Annotated in this window: 7 protein-coding genes; 1 reads left to right on the top strand and 6 read right to left on the bottom strand. The window is 69.6% G+C overall.

Features of this window, described 5'->3' with window-relative positions; all coding sequences use genetic code 11:
* From K0M70_RS08765 to K0M70_RS08740, 6 genes are all read right to left on the bottom strand, one after another.
* The coding region (locus K0M70_RS08765) for a hypothetical protein (RefSeq protein ID WP_290781420.1) at positions 1 to 585 on the bottom strand (585 nt) is incomplete at its 3' end.
* A complete protein-coding gene (locus K0M70_RS08760; RefSeq protein ID WP_290781419.1) occupies positions 578 to 2,008 on the bottom strand; it encodes a hypothetical protein in 1,431 nt (476 codons plus the stop codon). The genes K0M70_RS08760 and K0M70_RS08765, both read right to left, overlap by 8 nt.
* Positions 2,005 to 4,293 carry a polysaccharide biosynthesis tyrosine autokinase gene (locus K0M70_RS08755; RefSeq protein WP_290781418.1) on the bottom strand — a complete coding sequence of 763 codons (2,289 nt, stop codon included), beginning with the start codon at positions 4,291 to 4,293 and terminating at the stop codon, positions 2,005 to 2,007. Before K0M70_RS08755 ends, K0M70_RS08760 begins: the two co-directional genes overlap by 4 nt.
* A 26-nt stretch (positions 4,294 to 4,319) precedes the next feature.
* Positions 4,320 to 5,045 (bottom strand): polysaccharide biosynthesis/export family protein, encoded by a 726-nt coding sequence (locus tag K0M70_RS08750; RefSeq protein WP_290781417.1) that lies wholly within the window; start codon positions 5,043 to 5,045, stop codon positions 4,320 to 4,322.
* 28 nt (positions 5,046 to 5,073) lie between these two features.
* Positions 5,074 to 5,871: a CpsB/CapC family capsule biosynthesis tyrosine phosphatase gene (locus K0M70_RS08745; RefSeq protein WP_290781416.1), complete on the bottom strand. Its 798-nt coding sequence runs from the start codon at positions 5,869 to 5,871 to the stop codon at positions 5,074 to 5,076.
* Positions 5,871 to 7,007, bottom strand: a complete 1,137-nt coding sequence (locus K0M70_RS08740; RefSeq protein ID WP_290781415.1) for an MraY family glycosyltransferase — start codon at positions 7,005 to 7,007, stop codon at positions 5,871 to 5,873. Before K0M70_RS08740 ends, K0M70_RS08745 begins: the two co-directional genes overlap by 1 nt.
* Positions 7,008 to 7,260: 253 nt before the next feature.
* On the opposite strand from K0M70_RS08740, the gene K0M70_RS08735 reads away from it, so the two are divergent.
* Positions 7,261 to 7,643: hypothetical protein (locus K0M70_RS08735; RefSeq protein WP_290781414.1), on the top strand; the 383-nt coding region annotated here is incomplete at its 3' end.

Genomic DNA, 7,643 nt, shown 5'->3' with positions numbered 1-7,643 from the left:
CGCCAGCTGCAGCAGGCGGCCGCGCCAGGGCGGCGCGCCGGCCAGTCGGTCGGCCAGGGCGGGCTGTGCACGCGGATCGCCGGCCAGGGAAAGCAGCAGGGGCTCAAGCGCGGTGAACAGCGCCGGGTTCACCCGCAGCATCAGGTCCAGGTTGGCCATGGCCGCGGGCAGGTCGCCCTGGGCCAGGTGGTAGTCCAGCATCCAGGCCTGGCTGAGTGCGTCGCGCGGCGTGCGCTGGGCGGCCACGGCATACAGGCGCGCGGCCTGGTCGCGGTTGCCCTGGGCTTCGGCCAGGCCGGCCAGTACGCGGTAGCTGCGGCCGTCCAGCGGGTTAGCGCGCAGCGCGCGGCGGGCCATTTCGGCCGCGGCCGGGTGCTGCGCGGGGTCGGCCGCCAAACGCCGCGCCTGTTGGTACAGGGCTTCGGGGTGGTCGCTGCGCCAGGCCAGGGCGCGGGCCGGGTCGGTAAGCGCGAAGTGGTCGGCCACGCCCGCGGTGACGGCGCGGCCGCCCAGCCACACCAGCGCGCCGGTGGCCAGGGCCAGCAGCAGGTAGCGGCCGCGGCCACGCAGCACCGCGCTATTCATGCCGCACCTTGCTGATCCTGAGCTCGCCGTTTTCGCGGCGCAGGGTGAAGCGGATGGCGCCACGGGTGGTGCTGCCGGGCAACACGCGGCCTTCTTTCACGAAGGCTTCGTAGGTGGCCAGCACCACCACTTCGTTTTCGCGCTCCACCCAGCCGCTGGGCCACAGGGTCAGCCGACGCTCGCGCGATTTCGCAAACAGCGACTGGTAGTCGTAGGCAATGGCGTCGCGACCGCCGCGGTTGTTGACGGCGTCGCGGGTGAACAGCGCCATCAGCTGCTGGATGTTGCCCGCGGTGTAAGCGTCGGTGAACTGCGACAGCAGTGCGCGGGCGCTTTCCTGCGGGATGACGCTGGATTGCGCGACGGGGGCGGCTTGCGGCGCCGTGGCCGGAGTGCTGGCCATGGCGGTGGCGGAAACGGATGCCGGTGCGGGTTCGGGCGCAGGCCGCGCGGGAGGTGCAGCGGACGCGAGCTGCGTCGCTGTCGCAGGGTTGGCACGCACCGGCGGCGGCATCGCGGTGCGGGACAAGAGAGGCGGCTGGTCGGCGGGCCACGGCGGCGGCGGCCCAAGGGCTGACGGCCCGGGCACCAAGGCCACAGGCGCGGGCACATCCGCGGCTGCGGGCGCTTCGGGCACGGCCGGTTCGGGCAAGGGGCTCTGGGCCACCGCCGGCGCGGGCGCCCACGCGGTAGGCGTCGCCTCCCCCGCAGGCGCGGAGGCGTGCACTGCCCGCGGGCCTCCACTGGCTTTTTGCTGCTGGGCGTACCACAGCAGCGCCACCAGGCTTACCGCGGCCAGCGCCAGGCCGCCCAATACGAAGGCCGGCAGGTGGCGGGCCGTGCGGGCCGAAACGATGGGCGCCATGGCCGGGGTTTCGCGGGAAATGCGCGCCAGCCGGGCGGCGGCCAGCACGGTCAGGTTTTTTGCCGCGTCGGGGGGCTCGCTGCCGCCGGGCATCGGCGGCTCGGCGTCCGCTTCGGCGCCCGCATCCACCGCATCGCCCTCGCCCGCCAGCGCGCCGCCGCGCCGCAGCGCCTGCCAGGCGCGGGTGACGCGGTCGGAATAAACGCTGTCCCAGTCGTCGTCGTTGCGGTCGGGATGCAGCCAGCGGATCAGCCAGTGGAAGTGTTCGCGGATGCGCGCCGCGGGCGCGTCGGGGTTCACGCCCAGCACGCGGTGGGCGTCGGCTTGCGCGGTGAACATCACCTGCTGCACGAAGAACACCGCGGCCTCCACCACGCGCTGCGGTGATTCGCCGCTGGCCTCGGCGCTCTGCGCGGCCTGGGCGGCGTCGCCCGCGGCCAGGCGCAGCAGCTCAATCACGTCATCGGGCAGCGGGCGCTGCGGCGCCTTCGCCAGCAGCGCCGGCGTGCGGTAATAGGCCAGGGCCTGTTCCAGGGCATGGCTGACGCCCGGGCTCACCGACGTCCCAGTTTCTTGGGCTCTTCCTTGCCGCCGTACGAATAGTAGTTGTACGCGCCGTAGCCATAGCCGTGGCCCGCATGCTTGCTGCTGAACTTGGTCAGCAGGCCGCCCACCACGTGCGCGCGCGCCGCCAGCAGCCGCTTGAGCGCATTGCGGCCAACGGTGATGCGCGTTTCGCCCGCTTCCACCACCAGCAGCGTGCCGTTGGCCAGGTTGGCCAGGATGGGCGCATCGGCCAGGCCCATCACCGGCGGGCCGTCGATGATCACCTGGTCGAATTTCTCGCGCGCGATGGTGATCAGGCTCAGCATCTTCGGGCCCATCAGCAGCTCCGCCGGGTTGGGCGGCAGCGGGCCGGTGGCCATGAACATCAGGCCGGGGGTGTCGGTGAGCTTGATGACTTCGGTGGCCCTCACCGCGCCGGCGAGGTAATTGCTCAGGCCCGCGCTGTTTTCGGTGCCCAGCAGGCGGTGCAGCGACGGGTTGCGCAGGTCGGCGTCGATGATCAGCACGCGCTTGCCCAGCTGCGCGAAGTTCTGCGCCAGCGTCAGCGCCGTGGTGGACTTGCCTTCCGCCGGCGTGGAGCTGGTGACCAGCAGGCTGCGCGGCACGCCGCTGTCGGTGGCGAACTGCAGCGCAGTGCGCACCGAACGATAGGACTCGGCGAACGCCGAGCGCGGGTCTTCCATCGCCTTGGCCGGGGTCATGGGCAGCTTCAGCAGCGGGATGACGCCCAGCACCGACAGGCCCAGCTGCTTCTCGACGTCTTCGGGCGACTTCAGGGTGTCGTCCAGGTATTCGAACGCCAGCGCCAGCAGCACGCCCAGCATCAGGCCGGCCAGCAGGCCCAGGGCCAGGTTGCGGGTGAGGCTGGGCTTGAACTTGTAACCGCTCAGCGCGCGATCGACGATGCTGATGTTGTTGTTGCTGACGCCGGCGGCCACGCCGATTTCCTTGTAGCGCTGCAGCAGGCCGTCATACAGCTGGCGGTTGGTGTCCACTTCGCGCTTGAGGATGTTGTACTGGATGGACCGGCTTTGCAGGTCCAGCACGTCGGTCTTCACCAGCGTCATCTGTTCTACCAGCAGGCGCTCTTGTTCCTGCGACGCCAGGAACTCGGCCTGGATGGCCGACTTGATGCTGCCCACTTCGGCGCCGATCTGGCGCTCGATCTCGTCTATCTGGCCCTTGAGCTGCACCATCAGCGGGTAGCCGGGCTTGTACAGGCGCAGCTTGTCCTGGTATTCGGCCAGCAGCTTGCCGCGGTTTTCCTGCAGACCCTTGATGATGGACGCCTCGCCGATTTCGCCCAGCAGCACGCTGCCGCGCGAAGCCTGCGCCTGGCGCCAGCGGGCTTCGGCCCGGATGCGGTCCTGGCGCGCCTGCGAAAGCGCGGCGTTCAGCGACCCCAGGTCCTGTTCGCTCAGGCTGCCGCTGCTGTCGCCGGTGCCGACGATCTGTTCCTTCTGCGCGAACGCCACCAGCTCGCGCTCGGAATCTTCCAGCTTCAAGCGCAGTTCCTGCAGGCGGTCTTCCAGGTACGTCTTGGCGTAAGCCGACGAATCGAAGCGGCGCTCGAGGTTGGAGGCGATGAAGGCTTCGGCCAGGGCGTTGGCCGCCCGCTGCGAGAATTCCCGGTCCGGGGTGTCGAAGTGCAGGCGCACCAGGCGCGAGTTGCGCACCGGTTCAACGGTGAGGCTGCCCATGATCAGACCGGTGGCCGCGGCTTCTTTCGAAGCCAGCTCCGACTCACTCACTTCGTCGGGGTCGGCGTCGCTGCGCGACACCAGGCCGCGCAGGGTGGCCCAGGGTGACGGCGGCGACAGTCGGGCCAGGGTTTCGCCTTCGGCCACGCCCAGCTGCGAGGCCACACGCTGGGCCAGGGCCCGGCTTTTCAGCAGTTCGTACTGGGTTTGGTAGAAATCGGCGCTCGCACCGCCTTCCACCGGCGACACGCCCTCCACGTCCACCACCCTGATGGTGTCGCGCTCGATCTGCAGCGACGTGGTGGCGCGGTAGATCGGCGTCATCAGCAGCGTGCCCACCAGGCTGGCCGCCAGCACGATGCCCAGCGCGCCCAGCACGGTCCAGCGCCGCTTCACCAGGATGCGCCAGTAGCTGAGCAGGTCGATTTCGTCGCCGTCGGATGCGTTGTCCTGCGTGCGCAGGTCCAGGCTCAGCGCCTGGCTGTGCGCGGTGGCCAGGGCCTTGCGGCGCTGTTCGTCCTGCGTGGCCGGCAGCTGCCGGTCGTCGGGCTGGCCCGGTTCCATCTGGTTGGACATCAATGCATTCCCTGGCCGTCAGCCGATCAGTACACGCGGAACAGGTTGAACACGGGAATTGTTTCGAGGATGCGGCGCAGGCCCATCTTGGCGCCGGACTGGTCCACCACCACGATGTCGTCGCCGTAGATCTGCGGGTCCACGGCGTCGCCGCTGCGGATCTGCTCGAGGTCGAACACCGCGGCCATCTTCTTGTTGTCCACCGTGCGGAACACCACCACGCCCTGCAGGTTGGCCAGTTCGGTGGGGCCGCCGCCGGTGGCCAGCGCCTGCAGCAGCGAGGTCTTGCCGGTGATGGGGTAGATGCCGGGCTTGGCGATGGCGCCTTCCAGGGTGATGCGCTGGCTGGAGAATTCCTTCACGAACACGCTCACCTGCGGGGCCTGCAGGTATTCACCCGACAGCTTGGCGGCGATGGCGGCTTCGAGCTCCTGCACGGTGCTGCCGCCGGCCTGCACCACGCCGATCAGGGGCAGCGAAATCTGGCCGTTGCTGTTCACGCGCACGGTGCGGTTGAGGTCGTTGACCTGGAATACGCTCACTTCCAGCAGGTCCTGCGCGCCCACGCGGTAATCGCTGGTGCCGGTGTAGGCACCCGACGTGGCGCGGGTGTCGGGGGCGCCCAGTTCGGTGGTGGCCGTAACCGCACGCGCGGTGCCGCTGCGCACCGAATCGCTGGTGGACGCGCCGCAGGCGGCCAGGGCCAGCGCCATCAGCAGCAGGGCGAACGTCCGGAACATGGAACAGGTCATGGCGACTCCTGGGGGTCCGGGCGGGACATTATGCGGTGCCAAACAGGCGCTGCCAAAGACCGGCGCCGCGCTGGGGCGCACGCGCACGTTCGGGAAGAGGCGGAAGCTGGCCCGGCGACACGTCGTCCAGGATGCCCTGCGGGCGGGTCAGCACCAGGTGCGTGGCTTCTTGCGCGCCCACGCGGGCGGCCGCCGCGTCGCGGGCTTCGGCCAGCAGCGGCGGGCGCTTGTCCACGTGGTGCGCGTCGGTGGCCAGGATGTGCACCTGGCCTTCGTCGATCATGCGTTCGGCCCAGTATTTGGGCCGGCGGCCGAAACGACCCGTCAGGCTGCCGGCCGTGACCTGCATCCACGCGCCCTGCTTCACCAGTTCACCGAACACGCTGTAGTGGGTTTCGATCCAGCTCAGGCGCTCGGGGTGGGTGATTACCGGCACGATGCCGGCCGACATCAGGGCGAAAACGGATTCGTCGAAGCGCGGCGGCGCCACGTGGTGCGGCGGCTCCAGCAGCAGGTAGCGGCTGCCGTTGAGGGTGGGCACGCGGCCCGCGCGGATGCTGCCCAGCAGGTCGGGCGCCAGGTGGGTGTCGGCGCCGGTGCCCAGCTGCAGCGGGATGCCGGCCTGCGCCAGGGCCAGGCGCAGGGCGTCCACCGCGGCGCTGATGCCGGCCTGGTTGTTCTCGTAAAGGCCCGGATAGATGTGCGGCGTGCAGGCGGTGAACGTGATGCCGTCGGCCACCGCGCAGCGGGCCATGGCCAGTGAGACGTCCAGCGTGGCGGGGCCGTCGTCGATGCCGGGCAGCAGGTGGCAGTGCAGGTCGATCATCAGTGGGCCTGGGATTCCGTGGCGTCGACGCTGGGGCCCGGGCTGCGGGCGTTGCGCCAGCGTGCCAGCCTGGCGACCGCGCGGGGGTAATCGCAGCTGAACACGTACCAGCCCGCCAGCATCGCCAGGAAGGCCAGCACCACCAGCGGCCGGTACACGCCCAGCTTCACCGCCACTGCCGCGGCCACGCCCAGCACCAGCGATCCACCGGCAATGATGGCCACCACGGCGCTGGCGCGGAAACCCGCGTCCAGCAGCATGTGGTGCATGTGCTGGCGGTCGGCCGCGAACGGCGACCGGCCTTCGCGCCAGCGCCGGATCATCAGCGCCACGCAGTCGATCAGCGGCAGCGACAGCGCCCACGGCCCCAGCACCGGGGACACCGGGTGCTCAACCCCGTGCGACAGCCGCACCGAAAAGTAGGCAATGGTGAAACCCAGCAGCATGCTGCCGCCGTTGCCCAGGAAAACCCGGGCCCGCGGCTGCCAGGGCAGGCGCGCGTTCCACACCAGGAAGCCCAGCACGGCGGCGGCCACGGCCAGCGCACGCTCGGCCACGAGGGCATCGCCGGCGTACAGGCCGAAGCAGGCATACAGCACCAGCGCCACCACCGACAGGCTGCCGGCCAGGCCGTCCACGCCGTCGGCCATGTTCAGCGCATTGATCACGCCCACCACGATGAACACGGTGAAGGGCACCGCCAGCCAGCCCATGTTGGCGCCGGTGAATCCGAACACGTCCTGCAGGTTGGTGGCCACCAGGCCACCCACCAGCGCCATCATCAGCGCGGCCAGTGACTGGGCGCCGATGCGCCAGGTCCAGCGCAGGTCGAAATAGTCGTCCAGCTGGCCCACCAGTACCAGCAGGCCGGCGCCCGCGATGAACACCCAGGTGCGCAGGCTGACATCGGACTCGAACAGCAGGAAGGCCGCCACCACCACCCCGTAGATGACCAGGCCACCGATCACCGGCATGGCGCAGCCGTGATCTTTGCGGCCGCCGGGATGGTCCACCAGGCCGAAGCGGCGCGCCAGGGGCAGCATCAGCGGCAGGGCCAGCACGGACAGCGCCAGGCAAAACCCGATGCGCTGCCAGGCCAATGCGTCCAGCTGCTGGAAGATATCGGTATAGCCCATGCAAAAACGTCCATCTGAAGTTGATTGTGAAGTGACTCACGTAGATGGATACGCAAATAGCTGCAGTTCCGGCCACGGTCTGTAACAAGCCACTGGATACCGGCGTATGGCCTAGGCCCGCAACAGGTTGCAATGATATCCGTACGATCAAGCTACGCCAGAGTTGCCCACGCGATATGTTCGCCAGCGCACACTTCGAAGCACCATGCGGGGCGCGCCTGGGCGAAAAGCGCCCACATCAAGAGGAATTGCCGTGGTCAACACGCTGTCACAGCTGGGAGTGATGATTGCCGGTTTGTACCTGGCCGGCCTGGGCGCCGTGGCGCTGGCCAGGCCGGACGCCGCGTCGCGCTTTCTTCTGGCGTTCGTGGGCTCCGGGCCGCTGCACTACCTGGAGCTGGTGGTCCGCATCGTGCTGGGACTGGCCTTCGTGCAGCAGGCGCCGGGCATGATGCTGCCGGCCGTTTTTTCTGCGTTCGGCTGGCTGCTGGTGATGACCTCGGCGGCCCTGCTGCTGGTGCCCTGGCAGTGGCACCGGCGCTTCGCCGAGCGCACGGTGCCGCAGGCGCTGCGCTTTCTGCCGTTGATCGGGGTGTTGTCGCTGCTGTTGGGCGGCCTGGTGCTGGCGGCGGCGCT

This window comes from Arenimonas sp., from assembly GCF_019459675.1.
Classification (GTDB): domain Bacteria; phylum Pseudomonadota; class Gammaproteobacteria; order Xanthomonadales; family Xanthomonadaceae; genus Arenimonas.
This window is presented reverse-complemented; position numbering and strand designations above follow the sequence as displayed.